The sequence below is a fragment of the Binatus soli (SeqCode) genome (assembly GCF_050015535.1).
Taxonomy (GTDB): domain Bacteria; phylum Desulfobacterota; class Binatia; order Binatales; family Binataceae; genus Binatus; species Binatus soli.
The window spans coordinates 152504-173989 of the sequence record NZ_JBEKBF010000005.1; the positions used below are offsets into that span (position 1 = coordinate 152504).

The 21486-nt window shown below is 60.8% G+C and carries 15 protein-coding genes; 5 read left to right on the plus strand and 10 right to left on the minus strand.

The window, feature by feature from the left end; all coding sequences use genetic code 11:
* The first annotated feature begins 162 nt into the window (after positions 1 to 162).
* Complete coding sequence (locus ABR989_RS05460; protein WP_428126309.1) at positions 163 to 1149, plus strand: creatininase family protein; 987 nt, start codon at positions 163 to 165, stop codon at positions 1147 to 1149.
* 111 nt (positions 1150 to 1260) lie between these two features.
* Here the strand turns inward: ABR989_RS05460 and ABR989_RS05465 are convergent, their stop codons facing one another.
* Positions 1261 to 1866, minus strand: coding sequence for a DsbA family oxidoreductase (locus ABR989_RS05465; protein WP_428126311.1), 606 nt, complete (start codon positions 1864 to 1866; stop codon positions 1261 to 1263).
* A gap of 125 nt (positions 1867 to 1991) precedes the next feature.
* Here ABR989_RS05465 and ABR989_RS05470 point away from each other — a divergent pair, with 125 nt between their 5' ends.
* A complete protein-coding gene (locus ABR989_RS05470; protein ID WP_428126313.1) occupies positions 1992 to 2525 on the plus strand; it encodes an NUDIX hydrolase in 534 nt (177 codons plus the stop codon).
* A gap of 54 nt (positions 2526 to 2579) precedes the next feature.
* Here the strand turns inward: ABR989_RS05470 and ABR989_RS05475 are convergent, their stop codons facing one another.
* On the minus strand, positions 2580 to 2786 hold the full coding sequence (locus tag ABR989_RS05475) for a hypothetical protein (RefSeq protein ID WP_428126316.1): 207 nt from the start codon (positions 2784 to 2786) through the stop codon (positions 2580 to 2582).
* Between the two features lie 351 nt (positions 2787 to 3137).
* On the opposite strand from ABR989_RS05475, the gene ABR989_RS05480 reads away from it, so the two are divergent.
* A complete protein-coding gene (locus tag ABR989_RS05480; protein ID WP_428126318.1) occupies positions 3138 to 4904 on the plus strand; it encodes a gamma-glutamyltransferase family protein in 1767 nt (588 codons plus the stop codon).
* A gap of 70 nt (positions 4905 to 4974) precedes the next feature.
* Here ABR989_RS05480 and ABR989_RS05485 read toward each other — a convergent pair whose 3' ends face one another.
* From ABR989_RS05485 to ABR989_RS05520, 8 genes are all read right to left on the minus strand, one after another.
* On the minus strand, positions 4975 to 6672 hold the full coding sequence (locus ABR989_RS05485; protein ID WP_428126320.1) for a cytochrome c3 family protein: 1698 nt from the start codon (positions 6670 to 6672) through the stop codon (positions 4975 to 4977).
* A gap of 64 nt (positions 6673 to 6736) precedes the next feature.
* Positions 6737 to 7807, minus strand: a complete 1071-nt coding sequence (locus tag ABR989_RS05490; protein WP_428126321.1) for a 6-bladed beta-propeller — start codon at positions 7805 to 7807, stop codon at positions 6737 to 6739.
* 21 nt (positions 7808 to 7828) lie between these two features.
* Positions 7829 to 9907, minus strand: a complete 2079-nt coding sequence (locus ABR989_RS05495) for a hypothetical protein (RefSeq protein ID WP_428126323.1) — start codon at positions 9905 to 9907, stop codon at positions 7829 to 7831.
* The gene (locus ABR989_RS05500) at positions 9895 to 10827 is read right to left on the minus strand and encodes a cytochrome c3 family protein (RefSeq protein WP_428126325.1); all 933 of its coding nucleotides are present in this window, start codon (positions 10825 to 10827) and stop codon (positions 9895 to 9897) included. The genes ABR989_RS05495 and ABR989_RS05500 overlap by 13 nt, the downstream gene beginning before the upstream one ends.
* Before the next feature lie 224 nt (positions 10828 to 11051).
* Complete coding sequence (locus ABR989_RS05505) at positions 11052 to 12176, minus strand: SMP-30/gluconolactonase/LRE family protein (RefSeq protein WP_428126327.1); 1125 nt, start codon at positions 12174 to 12176, stop codon at positions 11052 to 11054.
* Between the two features lie 360 nt (positions 12177 to 12536).
* The gene (locus ABR989_RS05510) at positions 12537 to 13226 is read right to left on the minus strand and encodes a hypothetical protein (RefSeq protein ID WP_428126329.1); all 690 of its coding nucleotides are present in this window, start codon (positions 13224 to 13226) and stop codon (positions 12537 to 12539) included.
* A 485-nt stretch (positions 13227 to 13711) separates the two neighbouring features.
* Complete coding sequence (locus ABR989_RS05515) at positions 13712 to 15301, minus strand: glycosyltransferase family 39 protein (RefSeq protein WP_428126332.1); 1590 nt, start codon at positions 15299 to 15301, stop codon at positions 13712 to 13714.
* A gap of 286 nt (positions 15302 to 15587) precedes the next feature.
* Positions 15588 to 17816 (minus strand): Kelch repeat-containing protein, encoded by a 2229-nt coding sequence (locus ABR989_RS05520; RefSeq protein WP_428126333.1) that lies wholly within the window; start codon positions 17814 to 17816, stop codon positions 15588 to 15590.
* Here ABR989_RS05520 and ABR989_RS05525 point away from each other — a divergent pair.
* Positions 17791 to 18627, plus strand: a complete 837-nt coding sequence (locus tag ABR989_RS05525; protein WP_428126335.1) for a hypothetical protein — start codon at positions 17791 to 17793, stop codon at positions 18625 to 18627. The two genes, ABR989_RS05520 and ABR989_RS05525, sit on opposite strands and share 26 nt — an antisense overlap.
* A gap of 925 nt (positions 18628 to 19552) precedes the next feature.
* Positions 19553 to 21331 carry a hypothetical protein gene (locus ABR989_RS05530; RefSeq protein ID WP_428126337.1) on the plus strand — a complete coding sequence of 593 codons (1779 nt, stop codon included), beginning with the start codon at positions 19553 to 19555 and terminating at the stop codon, positions 21329 to 21331.
* Positions 21332 to 21486 lie beyond the last annotated feature (155 nt).

A 21486-nucleotide genomic window follows, 5' to 3' on the forward strand; every position in this document is an offset into this window, starting at 1 on the left:
TCGATTGCTTTCGAGTCCGCGGGCAACGACGGCGGCTCCGCCAACTTGTCCAAAAGGTTCTGACGACTTACACTCCGCGTTGGGAAGAACGACCGTAACCGAGCTCTTCAGCGTCCCGAGAGCGGACACGGATACTGAACCTGCTCGACCGGAGAGAGACACATGGCGGAGGCGAACGGCGACATCAAGCTGATGCGTTGGGAGACGCTGACAAAACGGCGTTTCGACGAACTGGATCGCCAGCGATGCGTTGTGCTGGTCACGTGCTCGCCGCTTGAGGTGCACGGCCCCCATCTGCCGCTGGGCGCTGATGCTTTGGAGGGCGAGGGTTTGGCGGAGCGGATGCTGCCGATGCTGCCTCAACGTCATCGCGAGCGCACGTTCCTCAAACTGCCCTTCATTTACACCGCAACCGACGTCGTCCCTCATCCCGGCTCGCTGTTCTTTCGCCCGTCCACAACCATCGCCGTGCTCGAAGATCTCGGCCGCTCGCTCGCGGCGCAGGGCTTTCGCGACGTGCTGGTCTCGAACTTTCACGGCAGCCCGCGCCACTTCCTCGCCATCGAAACGGCCTGTGAGCGCGTCAGCCGCGAGCGCGGCATCCGCATGGTATCGGTCTTTTCCGTGATGCTGAGCCGGCTAACCCTCGGCGGCTCGGAGCTGGACGACGTGCTCGGCGGCTTGCCGGGTGTCAATCGCGACGATCTGGTCGGCGATACGCACGCCGGCCTTGTGGAGACTGCGCAACTGCTCGCGCTCCATCCCGAGTGGGTCGAACGCGACTACGCGAGGCTGCCGCGGCAGACGGTTAAGAGCTGGCTCACCGAGCGCGGCGATTCGTTACCCGGCATGGGGCGCGGCGACTCTCCGGGAATTCTCGGGATGATCAAGGCCATTCGCGGCGACCTGCGCTTCTTTCGCGCCGAGACCTACTCCGGAGCACCGGGCGCGGCCTCGCCCGAGCTGGGGGATCGTATTCTCGACACGCTCGCTTCGCACGCGGCTGCCGTCGTCACCGAGATTCTCGACGGCACACTGCCGCCAACGGAATGGCACTCCCCACTATGGCCGCGCCGCTTTCTGTTCGTGCATCCGTGGATGGTGCGGCTCATCAACCGCATTCTCAGCATCCCGGACGGAATCGGGTGAGAGATGGGCCGGGTGGGAAAATCAGCACATCGAGTTTGCAATGAGCCTGGGATCACCAGAGATCAATAAGAGTGTAGCAAAATCCGCCTGTCAGTATTTTTCAACACCCTGCTAGGCCTGCGGTTCCTCGGCGCGCTGACGGATGAATCTGCCGAGCAACAGGCGCATCGATTCGATCGGCTGTATCCCGATCATCGGGAAGTCGCCCAGGATGAACGTCGGGTAACCGAGCGCGGAAAACTCGTCGGCCTCGCGCTTGTGCTCGGCCAGGCGTGCGGTCATCGCTCCGCTCTCGAGCGCCGCGCGGAACATTGATCGATCGATGCCGGTGCGCTCCGCAATCGCGTCGAGTACCTTGCGATCCGCGATATCGGCGCCTTGCTCGAACGCCGCGCGAAAGACCGCATCGTGATACGCCGGGAATACGCCCGCGTCACGCGCGATTTCCGACCCCTGCAGCGCGGGCATCGAATCGATCCAGCTCGGCGGCGGCGTGACCGCAATGCCCGTCTCCGCGGCGACGAGCAGTACTTTTTGCCGCTCACGCTCGCCCAGCACGCGGCCGGGCTTGAAGCGAAAATCGCGCGTCGCAATAGGCACGCCCTTCCAGAGCGCCTCGAAACCGAGTTCGTCCTCGAGTGGGCCTACGATTCGCCACGCGATGTAGCAAAGAGTCGAGGCGTAATCGAAGTAGATTGGAATCCGAATCCGGCTCATATTCAATCGCGACGCCATTCGTTCGCACTGACTCCGATAATCTCCCGTTCAAGCATCGCCTGCAATTGCCCTGCGCCGGCGCGGTGCTTGCACAGCCCACGCGGCGCGCACATTCTTGATGCACAATGTCTTCAAATCGTCGGCCAGTTCTCAAATTGGGTGTCGTTGACTTCGGCGTCGAGAGCGCGACGCTGCCCGGAGGCGTGCAGGTCGATCTCGCCGTCATCAGGCATCCCGGCGCCAGCGCGATCGTCGCACTCTACCCCGACATGAATGTTGCGATGCTGCGTCAGTATCGGCACGCGATCGGCGGCTGGATGTGGGAGGTTCCCGCGGGATGCCGCAACGCGGGCGAGGATGCGCTCGAATGCGCGCGGCGCGAACTCGGCGAAGAGGCCAGCGTCGCGGCCGCGCGATGGGACCATCTTGGGTCGATTATCACGATTCCAAGTTTCTGCGACGAGCGAATCGAGCTCTACCTGGCGCGCGAGTTGTCAGCGGGAGCGGGTATACTCGATCACGACGAGGCGATCGCCGTCAGCCGCGTGCCGTTCGAGGAAACGTTTGCGATGATTCGTCGCGGCGATATCGTCGATGCGAAAACAATCGTCGCGCTTTATCGCGCCCGCGACTTCATCGAACTGGAGCGCCGCGGCTAAGGCTCGCCAACCGGCGCATCCATGCTTTGAACGGCGCCGTGCGCCGCATACCCGCTACTGGATTACTACTTCGTCCGGAAAGAGGAACGTGGTGGCGCCGTCGTCGAATTGCACCAGGTACATGCGCCGGTCCAGATTATTTACCTCACGCAGGATTCGTGGTTGCTCGCTGAATCGACTGCGCCCGTCGTGGTCGCGCACGGGTTTCTGCAGCTTGCAATGCCTTCCGACCAGTCCTTCAGTGTTTATGCTCGTCATCATATTCCTTCCCCTCCACGTCCTCCCGATAATAGTTCACGGCCACCCCACCCTGCTCTAAATACTAGCAATCTTCGGGCCTGATATTTAGACGCTTGGGAGGGGTCCGCGTTTCATTTATCCAGAGCTGTGGAAAACCCCGCAAATCAACGGTTTTCATGTTTTCTCGACCAGATTTGAGCATTGACGCCCTTCTCTGCGTTACCGATTCTTGACACTGCACTGACCGAATACAGGCAGCTGTTGCTAAATTCGGGTCGTGATATTCAGATAAGGGTCACGAAAGCAAATCGCGAAAATCCGCGGCCCAGAGCGATCCCGTGACGAAATCCAGCTCAGGAAGGAACTAATCAGATGGCTACAATGTATCCGCTCATAATGGGCCGTCGTGCGATACTCGCGACAGAGCACTATCTTTCCGCTTCTGCCGGTGCGCGAATCTTCGCCGGCGGCGGAAGTGCCATCGACGCTGCCATCGCTGCAACATTCGTCGAGGGCGTCGTCAACCCGCACATGCATACCATAGGCGGCGAGGCGCCAATGCTTATTTATTCGGCATCTGCCCGCCGCGTGGTTGCGATTAACGGTAATACGATGGCGCCAGAACGCGCGACAATTGCCCATTACCGCTCGCTGGGTATCGAGATGATCCCTGGGGCCGGGCTGCTTGCCGCCGGTGTCCCCGCAGCCTTCGACGCGCTGGTGATTGCGCTAAGAGATTTCGGGACCAGGTCTCTGGCCGACGTTCTTGAGCCGGCGCTGGAACTTGCGGGCGACGGTTTCCCGATGCACCTGGGACTGTCTGGTGAGGCTGGCGGCCCTGACGATGCCGTTGCTGGGGCGGGCGCGTCGATCCGAAGCAACGCCAGGCGGTTCCTTACCGAATGGCCGTCTTCGGGGCGCGTTTATCTGCCCGATGGCAAAGTCCCACAGCCCGGAAACGTGCTCAAGAATCCTGCGCTTGCCAACTTTTTCAAGCGCGTGCTCGACGCCGAATCAGCCGCGAAGAATCGTGGGCGCGAGGCCGGCCTCGACGCCGCGCGCGAGCGCTTTTATCGGGGCGACATTGCGCGCGAAATCGTCGCCTGGTCCGACGCCAACGGCGGCTTGCTCGCCGCGTCCGATCTCGATCGCTTCACGACTCGAACCGAATCGCCCGTGAGCGCGGACTATCGCGGCGTCACGGTCTTCAAGTGCGGGCCATGGTCGCAGGGTCCGGTGTTCCTTCAGCAGCTCAAGTTGCTCGAAGGCTTCGACCTGGCCGCTATGGGCCACAATTCCGCCGACTATATCCACGCTGTCATCGAGGCCGCCAAGCTCTCGTTCGCCGATCGCGAGGCCTGGTACGGAGATCCTGAATTCATCGACGTTCCGATCGCAGGATTGCTGAGCGATCGTTATGCGGCGATTCGCCGCGAGCTTATCGATTCCGGCCACGCCTCGATGGATCAGCGGCCGGGCGATCCGATTGCGATGCGTGCGTTGCGCGACGGTCCCGCAATCGGCGCGCGCCCATGGGGTGCGGGCACGATTCACGTCACGGCTGCCGACCGCGACGGCAACATGATCGCCGTCACGGCGAGCGGCGGATGGATTCCCAGCTCGCCGGTGATCGACGCGCTTGGCTTTCCGCTAGGAACGCGGATGCAAACTTTTTTTCTCGACGAGCGCCATCCCAACGCGCTCGAACCCGGCAAGCGCCCCCGCACCACCCTGTCGCCGTCGCTCGCGATGGTGAAAGGCGAGCCGTACCTGGCATTCGGCACGCCCGGCGGCGATCAGCAGGATCAATGGACGCTGCAATTTTTTCTGAACGTGGTTGATTTCGGAATGGACTTGCAGGCCGCCATCGAGGCGCCGAAGTTTTCGACGCCGCATTTCCCCTCGACGTTCTATCCCCACGACAATCGCCCCGGAGTCCTGCGCATCGAGGATCGAGTTCCCGCAAACGTGCGCGACGCGCTCGCCGCGCGCGGCCATCAGATCGAGAGCCGGCCGCCGTGGTCCGAGGGTCACGTGCTCGCCGTGCAGATCGACGCGAAAACCGGCGTGCTCGCGGGCGGCGCCGACCCGCGCGGTCAAGCCGCGCCCGTAATGCCCGCGCAAGTGATCGGCTGGTAGTACCCAGGAGCAAGCGGTCGAAAGTAAACCGCCAGAGCCGACCCGATCTCAGGCAGCAAACTCAGCGCTGTCAGTACGACGCCGGGTTGTGGTCGGTGTTATGGCAGGTCATGTAGCACTTCCCATGGCCGGGACGCGCCGGGTCGGGAACATACTCCAAGCGCCCGCTCTTGGAGGGCCTCACCACCGGTGCTCCCTGCTTCGACATCACCATGAAATTGATCAGGTACGTGCTCTGCCGCGAGCCGTGCGGATCATGACAGACCGCGCACGAGGTGTGCTGATCGATTACGTGCTGCTTGTGGGGAAACCCGCCGAAGTTGAACAGTATGGCGCTGCGGTCGTGGCATTTGTAGCAAAGCGCGTAGCTCGAATAGGACTCCGTACTGGGGTCCACCGCTTCGTATTCCATCTGAAGGATCGGCTCGAAACGCGAGCCATGCGGCCCGCGCGGCGCCGTGCCGCCCTGCGTCCACTGATCGTTGTTGTGACAATCCGTGCAGCTGATCACGCTGGACGAGTTGTATGGCGTTATCAGGCCGGACATTCGCACTTTTCGGTCGGGAGCCGCCAGCGGATGATATGACATGTTGACCGGATTGATCTTGCGCCCGATGTTGCGGGTGATGTCTTGGCGGACGATGCCAAGGCCGGGCGGCTCGTTCATCCCATGGCACTTCAAGCAGATCTCGTACTCGAAATTGGCTTCCTTGATCAGCACGCCTCCGACCGTGACTCCACTGACCCCGCGCAGCGCACCGGAAAGCACCGGCGGCTTGATACCGAGCGCCGAGGAAGTCGCCGCGTGCGGGTTGTGGCAGTCGACGCAGGTCACATGGCGCGGCATCGTCACCGGATCTTCAGCCGGATTGTGGATCCACTGCCTGCCTTGGACCTGATGACTAGAGGGCTTGACGAGTTCGGCTTCGATATCTTGCTTGGCGAGCATGCCGTTGTGGCAGATGGTGCAGTTCTTCTCCTCGATGGTTTGCGCGAGCAGCAGCTCCGGATGCGGCGCAGCATGGACCCGATGGCAGCTTTCGCATGCGTTTTCAGCCATGGTCGCGTAGCCGTCCGCGGGCCATGGAGCGGTGGTTTTGCCGCCGCGCCACGTCTGCGTCGCAGTCGCATGGCTGGAACTACGCCAGTTGTGGTCGCGATGGCACACCGTGCAATCGGCGCCGAAGCGATCGTCGATGCGCAGGAAGTTGGGGCGATTCAGGTGCGGATCGTGGCACGAACTGCACTGGAGTTGTTTGTCGTTGTCCAGCGGCGCGGTCTGCGGCAGGGCCGTGGGATCGATCAGGTCGCTGGCCCTGAGCGCGAGCGCGCTGTTGTAAATGAACGAGATTGGATGGTCGTTGGAGAGGTCAGTCCCCAACGAGGCTGTGCCGGTGAGCGGAGGCATCGGCGCGACCGGGCCGCTGATGGGCGCCACGCGCATGTTGCTCAGCGCCAGAATCCCGTCGTGGCATGAGAGGCAGAGCCGCGAGGAGCCGTTCGGCTGCGACATCTGCGCCTGGAGCGTACTGCTCTCATAGAGCTTGTAGGTAACGGCCGGAAGGTCGCGGTTCCACAGCCCGCTGGTAGGCCGCGCATTATGCGGGGTATGACAAAAGATGCAAACGCCGACGCTTTTGCTGTCGCCGTGCATTTTCGCGTTGGTCGTGCTCAGGTTGTGGACGGTGCTCTCGATCTGCGCGCCTGCCCTCCCCGCCGCGAGCACGACCAGCGCGAGCGCCAGCATCAACCGCAGCGCCAACGCCATCGTCCCTCCCGCCCTTCTCATCTGCCTATTGCTTCTTCCGAGCGCTTTTCCCGGCGAACCGTCGTCAGCGCTTCGCGGTTTCCGCCGGGTGCGAATCGCCGGAACGGCCGACAAACGCGAACACTTGTACCCGCTGGTTGTAGGAATCGGCCACATAGATCTGATCGCGCGCGTCGATGAAGGCCCCGGTCGGCAACCAGAACTCCCCCGGCGCCCGGCCGCGTGAGCCGAATCCGAGCAGTAGGGCTCCTTCGCGATCGAAAATCTGGACGCCGTCGAACAGCGCGTCGACCACGTAGAGATGTCCCTCGGTGTCGGTCGCGAGTCCCTTGGGCGCGGCGAAGTCGCCCGAGCCGTCGCCCTGCCGACCCATCTTCCAGAGAAATTTCCCGTTCTGATCGAACGCCTGCACGCGGTAGTTCAGAGCGTCGGTAACCAGAACCTCTCCGGAGCGGGACAGCGCGATGTAGGCAGGGAAATTGAACTCGCCGTCTCCAGAGCCCCTGCTTCCCCAGCTCAGCAGACGCTTTCCGCCGCTCCCATAGACGAGGACCTGCTGTCCCACCGCGTCGGCGACGTAGAGCCTGTCACTAGCCTGGTCCCACGCGAGCGCAACCGGGCGTTTGAGCGCGCTATCCGCAATCATGCTCACCATCTCTCCGCCGCGATCGACCAGGAAGACCTTGTTGACAAGCGAGTCCGCCACGAAGGCGCGTCCGTCGCGCTCCGGCGTCACCGCCACCGGCGAAAGCAGCGCGTCCCCGCCGAGTTCACGGACTGCGACTGAGGCCTGCTTCTCTGCATCGAAGATCCAGAGCGCCGGCGCACCGGGATCGGCCACATAGATCGCACCGTCGCTCTCGGTGACTCCGGTCGGACGGATGAAGCGCTCCTCTGGCCTGCGAGTCACTGCGTCGAGGAGCGTTCCAAAGAATCCGCGCTTGATCCCGACATCACCAGGGATGGAAATACTGCGCACATAGCGGATTCGTGCGGGATCTGGCGGCTTGGGCCAGACGATATCCTCGGATACCTGTGCCGTTGCATTTCCGCCCTCGAGTCCGTTGAGGCCCCCCGTGGGCTGGCAGCCCAGCGCAGTTGCAAGCGCCAGGACGGCAATTATCGTCTTGAACATCGCGCGTAAATTATATTCACCTTACAGCTCCCGTCCAATCCTCAGCATTATGTGAGGATCGTTGGTCTTCGTCGGGCCGTAGGTTCTGTTGATCCACGAGAACCACGGCCAGATGAAGATCTTGCCGTACCGGAAATTGCCTCTCAGGCCCGCCTCGTAGTCAGTCTCGGTCGGGTAGTCTGTCTCGGCAGCTTGGCGCGCCCGGGCGAACACCGTGAAGTAATTTCCCGACGAAAGGAAGCGGTCCAGCGCGGCCTCGAAATCAAGGTCCGAGTTATGCCGTGTCGGTTGCACAGTGTAGTCGGTATACATCTCGTTGCCATCGAGATTAAGGGTCGTGTTCCATCCGGGCCGGAAGGTCAGATACTCGCCGTAATCCTGCAGCGTGTAGTCGAAAACACCAACTGATTGAGATTGCGCGTGATAGATCTCGTAGAGAGCGCTGGCCCTGGCATCGACCCATTCCCAGTCCTTTTGCAGATTGAGCTGGCCGGTTTCCTGGCGCGTGCTGTACAGATACTGCGCGCCTACCCCGCTCAGCATCGACTGATTCGACTGCTGATACGCACCGATCAACGAGATCCAGCCGAAAGTCACGCCCGCATCTCCCGACAAGCTGGTAGTCGAATACGTGCCATCGGGCCCAACCACGTAGGAGTAGGTGACCTCAAGCGGGTCGCCAGGCATAATCGGGAGCGTCGTTGTCGGAAGGATCACTATCTTCGTCAACTGACCCTGCGCCTGGGTGATGTAATCCACCCCGAGCTTGGTCAGTAGTCTTCCTCCGCCACGGGTGTCGTACATGACGATGGTCGAGGTAATAACAAAGGGGGCGCCGAGGTTGAATCCGATTCCGGGGCCGAAAAAGGGCGGCGCGATGTGCTTTTCATTCAAGGCCGTGACCGGTCCAGTGACGTGCGATTGATCGATTTCGTAGCGCCCATCGCCGCCGAGAATGAGGTTGCCGCCCCAGGGAATCGAGTGGGTGTAGTCGGAACTCCCCTCCACCGCGACGAAGTCGGTGTGGCCTGCCGGCGAGAGCGTATCGTAAGCCCCCTGCAGGGTGAGAGTATTCGTCAGGTTTCGGAACGGGCGATACTGAACCTGAAACGTGAGGCTGTTGTTGATGTCCTGTTGACCCTGGGTATCGGTGTCTGTGAGGAGATACTCGTAGCTCGTGGACAGGTTTTTGAAATGGTCGATGCGCAGCTTTTCGTCAGCGTACAGGAATGATTCGTCCACGCCGTTGCCGGAGCGGGTCAAATAGCTGATCCGGGAATCCCATCTGCGGTTCAGGGTAGGTCCGAAGTCCAGGCTGTAGTTCAGGCTCGCCCATTGGGTAATGAAGCTGTACGCGGGAGTGCTTCCGGTATAGCTGTCGTTGGCGAACTGGTAGGTGAAGTCGAGGTCCGCAGTCTGGAACCCTTTCTCGGCGTCAACGCCGGCCACATCGCGGGTTTCGTTGACCGTGAAGGTCTGGCCAAACTGTGTGGTGGATTGGTCCGCCTCCTCCTGGCGGGCATAGACGTCGGCGGAGAAGTATGGGAACGCTTCGCGCAGGAAACTGTCCTGCCGAAGCGTGGCCATCCCGCCGATACTCTGGTTGAGGCTGTAAGTCTGGCCTCCAAAGTCCGTGCTGGTGTTATTTTCATTGCGATGAGCAAACAAGATGCCGGTGTACGGCATTTGCCCCAGTATAGTGGTATTCACGTCAAAGCCGATGAGCGTGCCGTCTTGATGCTTATTTTCCCCGTTTAACTTGTCGTTTTCCTGGTAAAAGTCGAGGTCGACTCCGGCGCTGCCCGACAGCAGCCGCGGGTCCATCAGATAAAAGGCGTTGTTTCTGAGAAAGACGTCTTCGTCGAACCTGTTTCGCAAGACGCTGGTTGTGTTGTTTCCCGTGGTCGTCTGCTGGTCTTCCCACTCGTAACCGCCGATGACCCCGCCCTGCCATTCGCCCAAGGCGAAGTCGCCCTCGGAGGGGACCCAGGAAAGCAGCGAGAATGCGTACCCATTTCCGCTCGTGATGATTACCCAGATCGATACAACCAGGACCAGCCGGGATGAGGTGCGGATCGCTTTTGTGCTCAGGGATGGCATCGGCTGCAGCTCCCGAGATCGTCGCCCGAGAATGCGATCTTGCCGTTATGGCAGACACCGCAGTACTTGCCTGCGGAAATGTCCTGCATCGTGATCGGCTTCGTGCCTTCCTCCTTCATCGGGAAGATCGTGTTGTGGCACGCGTAGCATCTGTAGTTCACGCGGTGCGGCAGATGCGGGAAGCTAGCGGGCGGTATTCCGCTGAGGTTGGCATCGCTGCTCTTGGCGCGCGTCAGCTTGACCTCGCCTTCCAGCAGCTTTTCCTTGGGCGGTTTCTTGGCCGCCTTCTTCTTCATCGCCGGATGACACCGCACGCACTCGCCCGTGATCGGGAAGGCCACCTTGCCGTGGCAGAAGCCGCAGAACTTGCCGTCCCCCATGGCATCCATCGACATCTCTTCCCCGGTCTTCATTTTGAACACGCCGGGATGGCAGCTCTTGCAAGTGACCAAGGTGGTATGAATCTCGTGTGAGAAGCTGCACTTGGTCTTGCCCTCGGGGATCAGCGTGATCTCCTCCTCGTCGACTTTCTTCGCCTTCGGCACGACGTGGTCTTGTTCAGGGCCCGGCAGCGGATCGATTTTCTTTTCCTTGAACGCGGCCACCATGTCGGGGTAGCCGGCTGCGTCGTGAGGCACGGTCTTCAGCAACGCAGGAAGCCATCCGAAGGGATACTTCTCCTTCGCAATGACGACTGGCGCTGGCGTGGCAGTCGCTTTCGCCGGCGGAGGACGGCGCGCCAGATGGGTGACCTGCTGCCACTGGGGTTTCTCTCCGGGTTTGGGCACACCCTCGAACAAGAAGGAAAGCACCTGGTAGCGCGATTCCTCGCTGCATCCGCCAATCACCAGCGCTCCCCACCCAATCGCGCACAACGCGACGACCACGCTCCGTAGCACACCGCGCTTTCGCACCAGCATCGCGATCGCCCGCTACCAGCCCGCCATCGCGGAACCGTTGCTGTCGGAGAACTGGATGGCATCGGGCGCCTCTCTCGATTCGCTCAGCATTTGGATGAGACTGGATGCTCGCCCTGACCCCGTCCGCTCATTGCATCCTTCACCCGACACTTGAGACCGGTCGCTTTCGTTTCACTCCAAGCGCGGTTCCTCGCGGCCCATCCCGCGCGCGGACCGTGCTGGGCTCAGCTTTTCGGCGAATCCGTGGCCGGCGCCGCCGGTGGCGCCCCGGAATCAGGCACGCTGTCAGCCGCGGTGGTATTGACCAGTTGGTATACTTCGATCCGGTGATTCAGGTAGTCGCCGACGTAGATGCGATTGTTCTTGTCTATCGTAAGCGCGGTAGCGTTCTTGAGCTGGCCCGGAAGCGGTCCGCGGCCGCCAAAGAACAGCAGGATCTGCCCCTGCGGATTGAAAATTTGGACATTGCTCCATCCGGAGTCCACAACGTAAACGTTGTGGAAGGTGTCCAGCGCCACGCCCTTGGGCCGGCTGAACTGTCCCCACGCATCGCCGCGCTCACCGTAGCTGCGCAAATATTTCCCGTCGGGGCTGAACGCTTGCACCCGGCAGTTCATCGTATCCGTCACGTATACATCGCCGTTACTGTCAACCCAAACGTAGGTGGGAAACAGGAAATGCCCCGGAGCGTAGCCCTTCTCCCCGCCGATTTTTCCAATCAGTTTTCCGTCGAGACTGAAGATTTTGACCGTATGCTCCTTGGACGTTGCGTGCGACGTATCGGCCACATAGAGGCGCCTGCGCTCGCGGTCGATCGCGATGCCGCTCGGCCGCTCCAGGCTGGAATCGGTGATGGAACGTAGCTGTTTCCCGCTCGGATCGAATACCGTGATGGCTTTCTTGCCCTGCTCCGCGACATAAATGTTCTGTTCGCCGTCCAGCGCCACTCCGATCGGCCACTCCAACCCTCCATTGTCCGCCCCGACCTTGAGAAACTTCTTCTTGCCGAAGTCGAACACGAACACCGCGCCCTGCGCACGGTCCGAGACGTAGAGCACGCTGCCATCGTCGGAGACCGCGAGTCCGTCTGGCTCCACGATTTGAGCAGGCGTCGGCTTCGTCCCGGCAAGGAAATTGGACACCGTTTGCGTGAACGTGGTGTTGTGCACGACATCGTCCTCGCTCGAGATGGTGCGCACGAATTCGATCCGGGCCTGCTGCGGAGGGGGCGGCCAGAACGGACCTGGCTCCTCCACCGGCTTTTGCGCAGCGCACCCGGCAGCTAAGGTGATCAGGCCCAGACCGATCCAGCTTGCAACCTTCGTGTAGAACGATTTATGAGCAATCATGCTGACAGTTCTCCGTTCACCCCCCAGTCTTCCGGCCGCATTGCAATCTTTTGTTTTCAAAAAACGGTCAAACTACAGCAGAACTTGGCAAAAACATGTTTGATGGAGCAAGGACCGTGCCCTAGAAGCTCCGCTCAAAATGTCTAAACCTTAAGATAAGAAAACGAGGATCACTGGAATTTGGGTGCTCCCTTTGGGATCAGGCGGCGCGAAGAGAATCCAAAGGAGACAGCTATCCCACGAACCCCGAAAGCAGACTTGGACTCCCTCCTGATAAGCCGGATTGCCAGGCGTTGGCAGCCAAAAAACGCGAAGGCCCGGCATCGTGCCGGGCCTTCGCTGTTGAATCGGCGCCAGAACCTAGTACTTGTTATGGCACATGTTGCAGAGATAGGTGGCTCCGGTGCCGGTCCCGAGTCCGACTAGGAGGTAGCCATCCTTGGTCAGCTTGTTGTGCACGTCGTGGCAGGACGAGCACTCCATGCCGGCATTAGCTGACAGACTGGGATTTGTCCAGGCAGTGGCTCCGTTGTAGCCAAGGCTGACAGTGCTGCCGGTCTGCATGTAGAGACGGACGTTCCCTTGTGGCGGACTGAACCATTGGCTGGGCTGGAAAGCTCCGCCGGTCTGGACCGCATTGTACGTGTTCCGTACCTGCCCCATAGGATACGGCATCGCCACCGGATGTACGCCCGACAGGGTCGAGGCGGCGCCGCTATTGCTCAGGCCTTGCAGACTGGCAAACTTGTTGATGATCGGCTTGGCATAGTACGGTGATACTTTCGGTGTTCCAGCCCAAGCTCCCCCACCGCCGTGGCCGGAGTCGAACCAGTTGATCGCGCCGATTGCCACTGTGCCGTCATGACAGCTCAGGCACTTCGCCGTCGGTCCCTGCCAAGTCTGGTCGACGATCGTCGGAAATGGGGTGCCCGCCGTGGTCGCGGTGATATCCCAATTGTACGTCTGCCCGGAGAGTTCATGGTTCCACAACAGAGTGGTCGATATTGCACCATGAGGCGTATGGCAGAAGGTGCATTGGCCGATGGGCACTGTGGGCAGCGTACCGGCAAAACCGCCTGTAAAATCATGGACCGTTCCGGTGATGCCCGCCCCTGGTGTCTCAGTTCCGAGCGCCCAAGAGTGTCCCCTCGCCATCCCCAATACCGCTATTGCGGCCAGTACAATGACCCCGATTTTTCGTTTCATAAACTTTTTCTCCTGATCCTCCTGTGCGATTACGCGCGTCCCTTTGTTTGTCCAAAACTGTCTTTATGTCTAGAGTGCTGTTCTGCTCAGAACCAACTTATCGCAAAGTTCGTGCCTTATTAGAGGCCCTTAAAATGTGTGATTTTTTCGATAAGTCATCCGTGGGAACACAGCATACTGTATCCTTCTGTAACGAACAGATGGCACCGATCGATACAGTGTAACCACGCGATAAAGCGGGAAATTTCAGGCCTGCCAAAGCAAGGTATCTAATAATTAGGGAGTTCGAACCGCGGTTTGCTTATAGATCTCGTGCGGATTCGGGCGGGTTAGTGCGGCTTCAGACGGTAAAGCCCCACTTCGGGGTAGTCTACGACCGTTTCGTGGGAGAAGTGGCGATCGATCTCGGTGAACTCCCGCTGAACCAGATCGAACCATTCGTCGGTCCTCGGCATCACCACGAGCAGGTACACCGGGCGTCCCTTCTCATCCTCCTCTGCGAGCTTGCGCGCTTCGGCCAAGTCGAGTTTGCCGCCGGGAAGAAGTACCGGCGGTATCGGCATGGACCATCCTTCGGACTTTTTCTTGTACAGCAGGTCCAGATGGTATTCGGTTACCACTTGATCTCTCACTTGTGCGGCAGAAAAACTGTTGAGGCCGATGAATTCGGTTCGTTCTCCGCCCGCAAGAAGCTCGATCCATTGCAAAGAAATATCGCTGACCACCACGGCGTTCTTCAGCCGCGGCCGTATCGCGAGCACATCGGCGACCAGTTTCGACCGCGGCGGCGGCATCGCAAGCCGGGAAACCGTCTCGACCACAATCGTGCCGGCGAGAAGCACATCCAGAGCAATCACCGCAAATCCCGCCCATCCCATCTCGAGCCTTCGATTCGCGCTGACCAGCCCCCAGCCCGCCGCGGCAAAGACGATAAAGAACGCCGGTAGCAGGAAGCGAGGATCGACATAGAAATAAAAGAGGTAAATTAGCAACAGCGAGGCAAGAAAGCCGAAGCCCAAATACAACGCGCGCATCGTGCTTGCGGTGCGGCGCTTGCGGCGGATGGCGAAGAACACGCCCAAGGTTGCGAAGACCGCCACTGGAAACGGGTAAAAAGCGTAGCGCGAGGCAGTTAACGTTCGGTACTCAGTACCCAAATTAAGCTGGCCGAGCAGGCCGTCGAGACCAAGCATTGCCAGAGCATAAGCGACAAGATTTCCGTGCTGATAGCTCGAATCCCAGGGTACAAACAGAAACCGCAGCTCAAAGGCCGTGAAAACTGAGCTGTAGGCCTCCGGCCACCAGAACACGTAACCGGTCGAGAGCGGCGAACCGAGGTAGTGCAGATTTACCCAAGCCTGCAATCCTGGAAATGCGCTGAATCCGATTGCGAACGCCATCACCCGCGCGAACTGCAATCTGCGTGGCCGGACGAGCAGAGCCGCCGCGAGCATTCCGACTAAAATGGCGCCATTGGTGGCGCGGATTGTGAGGGCCAAGCCGGCCAGCAGCCCGCACAGCGCGGACGCAACCAGGCTTTCTTTTTCCTGAGCATACAAGAATGCCAGTGCAGCGAGGACTGCGACGGCAAGCGCAGGAACGTCACTCAGCACGCAGGTGGAAAGCCCGAGAAAATGCGGCGATGTAGCCAGCAGCAACCCGGCCAAAATCGCGCTTGGCCGGTCGAACGCCCACAGGGTCAGAATGTAAAGCCCGGCTATCGCGACCAATGCCGTCAGAGCGGTAACCAGGCAAAGCCGCTCGGGCCTATGGCCCAGAAGCGGATACGCCGCGGCGAGGATGAGCGGATAACCGATCGTATAGCGGCACGGATAAGAATATCCCCCGAAATGGAGCACCGGGCCCAGGCCGCGATCCAGGTTTACCGCGATCGCCGCGTATTCAACCGCGTCGGGCATCGGCCACAATTCCTCTCCGTTGGCAAATCCCGTACCCGCGATCAGGAGCAGCGCAACCCCGAGGATGAGCGCGAGTATCGCCGCGTCGATTCCTTTGAAGGGAAAGGCGGACGCTTCGCCGGCATCACCAACGGGCCGAGCGGATTCTGATGAAGCGGAATCCGAAGAGTGTCGCGGTTTTACCAATGCTCTCTCGATCTTTCTTTCGGTCCGGATGCAACAACGCCGGCCCCCCTTTTGGGGGGCCGGCGTTGCCGGTTAGGTCAGTCTGTTTCGAGGCGCCCGGCTATGGCAGCACCGCATATTCCGAAATGTTGGCCGGAGTGAAGCCGGTGGCCGGGGCCGGGCCGACCGTCCAGGTCTTGGTCGACTGGCTGTAGATCTCCGAGTAATCGGCCTGCGCGACGGGGTCGCAGTAGACCTTCGCAGTTGAGGTGCCGATGGCCACCGACTGCAGGCTCGGTGGCGTAAGAGTGCACGCGCCGCCGATTACCATTACTTCGGTCTCGTCGGTCCCCACTCCGATTACGCCCTGGCCCTGGCCTTCGCGCGCCTGATTGAGATTTCCGGTCGCGAGCGAGGTGCTCGAGGTGAAGGTGCCGCCCGTTCCCGAGCCCGGATTGTACAGGTCGGTCTCAGTCGTCGCCGCCTGTACCAGGTTTGTGACGCCCGAGCAGGTTATAGGCAGCGTGCCCGCCTCGACGTCCACGCCGCCGGGCAGGATCACTTCGCCCGCGAGGGGGCCGGCCTCTATCAGTGTCGCCGCGCCCGCGCGTTTCACTCCCATTTTGCTGGCCGGCACGCTCCAGGTCCCCGTGCCCGGGTTGAACACTTCCGCCGTATTGAGCGTGGTCGCAACGATATCTCCCGCGACGGAGCAGACGGCGCTATTAGCCTCGATGCCGCCAAACGCGACCACGTCGCCGGACAGCGCACCTTTAACCACGGACGGATCCATCGGCACCAGCGTGAACTCCTCGCGCGGGGTATTCAGGTTCCCGGTGCCCGCGAAGGTCTGCGTAACCGGGTTGAAGATGAACGACAGGTTCGACGATTCGCCAAGGAACGTCACCAAGTCGCCGCCCGCCAGCAGCACCTGGCCGCCGTCGTTCGGGATCAGCGCTGCGCCCTGGTCCACCATGCCGCACTCATAAGTTTGGCCTGCTGCCGTTCCACCTTGCCCAGCGGCCAATCCTTCCGCGATGGCTGCAGCCGCTCCACCCGTCCCAGCGGTCAACCCTGAGGCGGCCGTGTATTGGAACGTGGTGAGGCCGGTACCAATTTCGGTTACGGTGAAGGTTCCGTTGTATCCCGCAACGCTTACGCCGCTAATTACAACCTCGTTACCAACTTTCAGGCCAGCCGGATTCGCGACGCTGGTGATCGTTACGGTTGTTCCGCTTTCGGATGCAGAGGTAATCGCACTTAGAGACCCAGCTGGGGTGTATTGGAACGAGGTGCTCGATGGAATGGCGGTTACGACGAAGGGGCCGTCGTAGCCCACAACGCTCACGCCGGTGACTGACACCAAGTCACCAACGATCAGGCCCAGGCTGACCGGATTCACTGTGGTGGTGGCGGTTACAGTTGTTCCGCTTTCAGTTGTCGTCAAAATGTTCCCGGCTTGGGCAAGTCCGCCTGTCCCGGTGGCCAATCCTGTTACTGTGGAGGGTTCCGAGAAGGTGAACGTCGTGCCCGAGGGAATTCCGGTTACGATGAAGACATTGTTGTATGCGGGAATGCTTGCCCCGGCAGCTCCAACGCCGGAAACTGCAACGCTGCTGCCGATGGTAAGGCCGGGCGGGTTCGCCGGGCTGGTGACGGTTACAGTTGTCCCGCTTTCACTTACCGACGTAATCGGACTCACGATTGCGGGCAGAGCGCAAACCGAAGCGAGCTTGCCGGTGCATGGCGGCGTCGAGATAATGTCCTCTCCCGCCGGGCATCCCGGAATCGGCGCAGTTACCGCCGTGAAGGTGTCGGTCGTCGGGTCGTACAACTCCGCCGTATTGAGCGCGGTCATGCTCGGCGCTCCAGACGGCGTGGAGGTCGCCAGGTACGAGCTGCCGGTCGAGCCGCCCACGATCAGCACATCGCCGTCCAAGTCGCAATCGCAGCCCGAGATCAGGGTTGCGGTCGGCCCGCTGCGCGCGGTCGTCATCATGCCGCCGGGGTTGGCGCCAAACGACGTACCAGCGTACTTGAACGTCCCCCCCGAAGCGCTCTCGGTGTACAACTCCGCCGTCTGCAGCGCGTTGCACGTGAAGCCACCGGTCTCGCCGCCAAACGCGGACCCCACCCCACCCACGCAGTCCGAACCGCCCACGATCAGGGTCTGCCCGGTGAGCAGCACCACTGTCGCGCCAGACTCGCGCGCGGTGTTGAGCGGGCTCACCAGCAGGAAGGCGGGAGTGCTGGCGTTTGCGTTGAAGACCTGCGCGGTCGCGCTCGACACCGTCGAAGTCGCCAAGTTGAGGAGATTTCCCAGCTTGCCGCCCAGATCGCCGCCCGCCACCAGGATGCTGCCCGCCTCCACTCCCGGCGTCGGCGTTGCCGTTGGCCCCCCCGAAGTCGAGGTTGCCGTCGAGGTTGCCGTTCCCGTCGAGGTTGGCGTTGCAGTTGCAGTCTTGGTCGCAGTCGCCGTCGAGGTCGAGGTTGCCGACGGGCTCGGGCTTGCCGACGGGCTCGGGCTCGGCGTGGCGGTTACAGTCACGGTTGCCGTTGCAGTCGGGCTTGCCGACGGGCTCGGGCTTGCCGACGGGCTCGGGCTTGGCGTGGCGGTTACCGTTGCGGTTGCCGTTGCAGTCGGGCTTGCCGACGGGCTCGGGCTTGGCGTGGCGGTTGCAGTCGCGCTTACCGACGGGCTCGGGCTTGCCGACGGGCTCGGGCTTGGCGTCCCCGTCGGAGTCTGTGTGACGGTCGCAGTCGGGCTCGCCGACGGGCTCGGGCTCGGCGTGGCGGTTGCAGTCGCGCTTACCGACGGGCTCGGGCTTGCCGACGGGCTCGGCGTCGCAGTCAGGGTTGCGGTCGCAGTTGCGGTTGCGGTTGCGGTCGCGGTCGCAGTTGCAGTTGCGGTCGGCGATGCAGTTGCAGTCGCAGTCGCAGTTGCGGTTGCGGTGTTCGTCGGCGTGCTACATGCGGGGCCACTGCCACCGCACGTCGGGGTCGCCGTCGCGGTTTGCGTTGAGGTTGGAGACGGCGTTGAGGTTGCCGTTGCAGTTGCGGTCGGGGTCGGATACTTCTGGGTGGCTTTCCCCGTCAGCTTCACGATCGGGTACTTGCCCCCGCTGGTCGCGTTACTGACGACCACGATCGTCGCGTCGTAGGTGCCCTTTTCGATGGGGATGAACTCAACGTCAATCGCAAGGCTTCCTTTGCCAGGAATCGTGCAGAAATTGCAGCCGGAGGTGATGACGTAGCGACGGGATACGATGCCGCGGCTGTTGGTGGGCGCGGTGACGTTTACCTCCAGCGGCAGCGTTCCGGTGTTCGTGATGGTGAAATGCTGGGTCCCGGAGGTCCTGTTGTCGAGATTGATGTTGTAGCTCAGCGTCGTGGGCGTGACAGAAATTTTACTAACGGCCTTTTCCGGCGACGCATCGTCATTCGATTGCGCCAACACCGGACGCGCAAACGCGGCAATCAGAAACAACAGCGAGAAACTCAGGGCCACGATTGACCGCGTAAACGACTTGTTGAAACGCATCGACAGACTCCTTCCCACGCAAAAGTGTCAAACCCAAGCAAAAGTGTCAGAACCGCATGAGCGTATTCCGCATCGGGTAAATTTGTCAAGCGCGAGGTTCCCGGCGAGGTTCTGAAAAGAACAAAAGCAGGGATTTTCGAGCCTCGAATCGGGAAAGCATGGTCAGGATTTACCAAAATAAGTGCCAATAATTTGCTATTTCACAAAAATTGACACTTTTTGGTCGAATAAAGATGGACGGATAGCCTGCGCCATGATTAGAGTCTGCATTGCTAGCACGTCTGCCTTGCGATCAGACGTGCTCGGCATGGGGAAAGGGGGATGGGCAAGGGGGATGGGGAGTCACGTAAGCGAGAGTATTTTCGGCGCCGCGCGGTTTGCGGTACAGTCCGCGCGCGTCGTGAGAAAAAGGAGGTGTGATAGTGCCGCACAGGCCCTCATCATTAGTTAAGTAATGGGGACGGGCAGTGTTGGGGAAATGGGGTTCCATGGGATTGCATGGGATTCCAACGGTTTTTTAACTCAGTAAACGTCTCGGAGGATATATGAAAAGGATTCTTCTTACGTTAATGGTGGCCGGCGGCCTCGCTCTGATGGCAGCCCCCAAGGCCAACGCAACATCAGTAGTACCAGCAACACCAGCAAGCTGGAACAACTCTGTATTGTGCGGGAACAGCTACGCGATGCTGATCACGGGCGGCCAAGACAGCAGCACTCAGAACTACCCTGTAACCGGCGTGGTCGGCGTTGGTGTGATCAAGTTCGGCGGTACTGCTACGGGCGGCTCTCCTGTTGTTCCTGGGGTTTGCGACGGCACGGCCACAGGCGAATTGATCCTGAACAACGGAGATCTGCAAAACACCGGAGTGGCCCCGTACTACGCGCCAACCGGCGAAATGTTTGGACCGGCCGCCTGCTACCCGGCTCTCGGGATCGCCGAGGGAGGAATTGCGTGTTTCGACGGCACCAACCACTACACTTCGGCCGCGCTGACGATGCCGGGACCTAACGGCAACGGGTCGGCTGACCTCACAATTACCGCAAGCGGCCTGAAATGGAATGACTACTCCATATCTGCCACTCCGCCGGGATCAGGACCCACCGCCGGCAGCATTTCATTGGAGTTCACCCTGCAAATCGGGAGTACCTCCAACAACGTTACAGTCGGCGTCAGCGCGCCGGGAACGACCTCCGATTTTGGAGCGCCTCTCGTCATGACGCTGCAGAAGATAGGACTGGCGGCGACGAATGTGGCAACCGTCTTTGGCGCGGCCCCATATAACGGGACTGCGATGCTTATGTGCTCGGGCTACGGCGCCAACCAGACCGACCCTGTCGCCGGCGCACAGAATCCCCCGACAATCGCGGGCTCCTTCGGCGGAAATGTTGGTTCGCTATCGATCTTCGCCAACGGTTTCGCTTGGGGAAGCTTGAGCTTCAACGACAATGATAACATAGTGGCAAGCGGGCCAACCCCGAACAACACCGACTGCGCCTTCGAGGACTTCCCGGGGAAGGCTTTCACTTCTGCGTGCGTGGGCGGATATGCAGCGGGTTCTCCCTGCGTTAGTGCCGCATTAGATGCACAGTGCGTCACTTACGGGGGGACTTGCTCGGCGCCCGTTACCGAGGCTTTTGCCGATGGCACCAGCAATCAGGCTTCAGTCATTACCTCGTTGTCAACTGACCCGACTTGCACCGATGCGTTGACGGCGGGTGCGGGTTATACCACCAGCAACGTGGTATGGGGCTCCGGCGACAAGAACGAATACGTAGCCGTGACCGGCTTGATCTCCACCGCAACCGGGGCCACTCCTCCGGGCCAAATGGCGACCTGCACTGTGTACAACCAAGGCGCGGCTTCGGGCACTCTGACAGCGTCGAACGCACCGGGCACGGTGACCGACGTCTGCAGCGGTGGCACTTGCACCCCCGGCTCCTCAGTCTTCAGTTCCACTAACACCATCAGCGCGTTCGAGAACCTGCCTTACTGCGCGGTGAATATAGCGATAAACGGAGGTTTGACGACATCAGTTACGTCGGCAGTAGCGACTAAGGTGGTGACAGGGGTGCATGGGTACACGACGACGGCGCAGTGCACCATGACGCTGCCTAGCACGCTCTACGCACCGATTTACACTCCGCAGTCGTTGACTCCTATGGGCTTTGGGCTCGGATGCACCTGCACCGAGGCGACGATTTCGACTGGGACGCCGCCGTACACCTTGACCTATCCGGTCGCCGCCGCCACGTCAACGCTGACGATCAGCTCGCCCGACTGCCCCATGACCCCCTACGTTCAGGCGGTCAAGTGCCAGAACTAGAGGCGATGGGTGAAGTAGCGGAGCGTCAGATCAGTTAAACGTCTGTAACCGAACGGCGGGCCCGCAAGGGCCCGCCGTTTGCAATTTTGGGACGCGCAGGCGGCGGGGATTCAGCGAGCGTGACAGCAGTCCTCAGCGCCCGCGCGCGAGCGGGA

Bases quoted from the DNA above. Each gene is read 5' to 3' on its own strand.
- ABR989_RS05460 (WP_428126309.1), top strand. From the start codon at position 163: ATGGCGGAGGCGAACGGCGACATCAAGCTGATGCGTTGGGAGACGCTG.
- ABR989_RS05465 (WP_428126311.1), bottom strand. From the start codon at position 1,866: ATGAGCCGGATTCGGATTCCAATCTACTTCGATTACGCCTCGACTCTT.
- ABR989_RS05470 (WP_428126313.1), top strand. From the start codon at position 1,992: ATGTCTTCAAATCGTCGGCCAGTTCTCAAATTGGGTGTCGTTGACTTC.
- ABR989_RS05475 (WP_428126316.1), bottom strand. From the start codon at position 2,786: ATGATGACGAGCATAAACACTGAAGGACTGGTCGGAAGGCATTGCAAG.
- ABR989_RS05480 (WP_428126318.1), top strand. From the start codon at position 3,138: ATGGCTACAATGTATCCGCTCATAATGGGCCGTCGTGCGATACTCGCG.
- ABR989_RS05485 (WP_428126320.1), bottom strand. From the start codon at position 6,672: ATGGCGTTGGCGCTGCGGTTGATGCTGGCGCTCGCGCTGGTCGTGCTC.
- ABR989_RS05490 (WP_428126321.1), bottom strand. From the start codon at position 7,807: ATGTTCAAGACGATAATTGCCGTCCTGGCGCTTGCAACTGCGCTGGGC.
- ABR989_RS05495 (WP_428126323.1), bottom strand. From the start codon at position 9,907: ATGCCATCCCTGAGCACAAAAGCGATCCGCACCTCATCCCGGCTGGTC.
- ABR989_RS05500 (WP_428126325.1), bottom strand. From the start codon at position 10,827: ATGCTGGTGCGAAAGCGCGGTGTGCTACGGAGCGTGGTCGTCGCGTTG.
- ABR989_RS05505 (WP_428126327.1), bottom strand. From the start codon at position 12,176: ATGATTGCTCATAAATCGTTCTACACGAAGGTTGCAAGCTGGATCGGT.
- ABR989_RS05515 (WP_428126332.1), bottom strand. From the start codon at position 15,301: ATGCCCGACGCGGTTGAATACGCGGCGATCGCGGTAAACCTGGATCGC.
- ABR989_RS05530 (WP_428126337.1), top strand. From the start codon at position 19,553: ATGAAAAGGATTCTTCTTACGTTAATGGTGGCCGGCGGCCTCGCTCTG.